Origin of the sequence: Roseburia sp. AF42-8 (assembly GCF_003435965.1) — a bacterium.
GTDB lineage: Bacteria > Bacillota > Clostridia > Lachnospirales > Lachnospiraceae > Roseburia_C > Roseburia_C amylophila.
On sequence record NZ_QTVB01000097.1, the window covers coordinates 1 to 2,524 of the forward strand.

The following is a 2,524-nucleotide window of genomic DNA, read 5'->3' on the forward strand; positions in this document are numbered from 1 at the left end:
TAAGCATTTACAACTTTCTTTTTAAATTCATAACTATATTTAGACATAAAAATACCGACCTCCAATCGTTAGATTTTTTGGTCTAACTTTTAGGGGTCGGTACAAAAATACAGTACCTTTTTTCTACTGGAAGTTACAGCAGGCCGCCCCTCACAAATGTAAATTCTGCCCCTCTACAGTGACCTGCTCTTATTATTTTGCACAATCCATTATGATTTTCTGACACATATCATACCCTAACACCGAGCTGTTCAACGACAGTGTATAGTTCTTCGCCATTCCCCACTTCTGCTCTGTATAAAAATTATAATTTGTTCTGCGTCTTTTATCTGTATCATTTATCAAATTTATGGCATCTGCTTCTGTAACATGATATAACCTGCAGATACGCTGTACCTTTTCCGGCATGTTTCCATGTATAAATACATTTAGTACTTCTGCCCTGTCCCTTAAGATAAAATCTGCATTTCTTCCAATGATTACACAACTTTCTTTCTCAGTGATTCCCAGAATTATTTTTCTTTGTGCTTCATATACTATATCTTCTACCGATTTTCCTGTAATATCACGACCAGAAAAAGCATAGGCAAACAATCCTTTCTTGGGAGATAATTCAGCATTTTCCTGAATGTACTCCGGTGCGAACCCGGACTGTTCTGCAATCCGTCCAATGATATCCTTATCATAATAGGCGATACCAAGTTTTTTTGCCACTTCTTCCCCGATAAATCGACCGCCGCTTCCAAACTCTCTACTGATTGTAATGATTCTTTTTGCCATAGCTGACTCCTCCTTAACTTAAACTTTCCACTTTATTCTTCCGGATTCTCTTTAAAAATACATATCCCACAAGGCATGCAACAATCTCTGTTATCGGGAATGCCCACCAGATTAAGGAAACGCCCATCTGTCCGTTTCTGACCAAACTGGAGAAAACACCTGCCAGTGGCAATATGATGACAAGCTGTCTGAGCAGTGAAATCACAAGCGATTCCATGCCACCATCCAGAGCCTGATAAATTCCCTGATATGCCACATTGATTCCGGCGAAAATAAAGCTGATAGAAATAATTCTCATTGCTCCGATAAAATATTCCCTTGACTGTCCTGCATTAAATAAAGTTGCAAAAGCCCCCGGGAAAATTTCTGTAATTGCCACACCAATAATCATAAGCACAATCGTATAGATTAAGCCATATCTGATTCCATCCTGAATCCTCTTCTTGCTATGCATTCCATAGGCAAATGCAATAATCGGCGTGATTGCATCTCTAAGTCCAAAGGCAAGGAAGAGTACAAACTGCTGTACTTTATAGAACAATCCATATGCGGTCTGAGCCGAAGGACTGAATTTTAAAATCAGATTCATCACATAAACCATAATAGACATAAGCGCCTGTCCAATAATTGCCGGAAGTCCGATTGCATAGATTTCCCTGATAATTCTGCTCTCTGGTTTCATAAACTTTACACCATGCTCAAATTCCTTATTTAATTTTACATGGAAAATAAATAACAATGCTGCTGATACCACCTGTCCGATTACGGTTGCATAGGCTGCGCCTTCTACTCCCATTTCAGGAACCGGTCCGATGCCATAAATCATAATTGGGTCAAGAATAATATTTACCACTGCTCCCACAACCTGACCAATTGTTGAATAAATGGAACGCCCGGTTGCCTGTAACAGTTTCTCAAATAGCGAGAAGGAAATAATTCCAAATGAAATCACACAGCATATTCTTAAATAGCTTGTCCCCATTGCAATGACTTCCGCATCAACGGTCTGGGATGAGATGTATGCTTTTACTCCAAACATTCCAAACAGCAGACATACTGCATAAATAATCACTCCAAGAAATAAACTGTTTCCTGCAACTTTTGCAGCTTTTTTACTTTTTCCCTCTCCCAGTGTTCTCGCGAGAAGTGCGTTGGTTCCCACACCGGTTCCGATTCCCACTGCTACCATAAGCATCTGAACCGGAAATACCAGTGTAAGTGCATTAAGTGCAGCCTCACTTCCTGATTTCATGTTTCCTACAAAGGCACTGTCTACAATGTTATAAACCGCCTGCAATGCCATAGATAAAATCATCGGTATTCCCATCTGCACCATAAGCTTATTTACCGGCATTTCCTTCATCTTGTTACTTTCTGCCATCTTAACTTAATCCTCCTTTTTCCACCTGCAGAAGCTGCCACTGGCAGTTTCCTGCGGATATTTGGCAATATAAAAAGTGCGCACCTATCTTATAAGTTGGACTTACGCTGATAAGCTACACACTTTTTCATTGCATTATAAAATTACAAAAACGAGCAGCAAAACTGGATTTACGCAATTTTGCTACTCGTTCAGAAGTCATTATATTTTTCTTTTTGGAAAAAGTCAAATTATTTTTCTCTCGTTTTATACCCCCTAAAATGAAATTTTAAATTCCACTGCCCTACAGGGCGGTAGAATTTAGTCCTGCACAGTAGATATTTACTCTTTCATACATCAGTGTTATTGTAAAAGTTCCTTCTG

General features: G+C 39.1%; 2 protein-coding genes. Both read right to left on the reverse strand.

Annotation, left to right across the window (positions count from 1 at the left end; genetic code table 11):
• Positions 1 to 192: 192 nt before the first annotated feature.
• Positions 193 to 780, reverse strand: a complete 588-nt coding sequence (locus DW059_RS15245; RefSeq protein WP_117699349.1) for a cytidylate kinase-like family protein — start codon at positions 778 to 780, stop codon at positions 193 to 195.
• A 13-nt stretch (positions 781 to 793) separates the two neighbouring features.
• Entirely contained in the window at positions 794 to 2,161 is a 1,368-nt protein-coding gene (locus DW059_RS15250; protein WP_117699350.1) for an MATE family efflux transporter, read from the reverse strand.
• Positions 2,162 to 2,524: the final 363 nt, after the last annotated feature.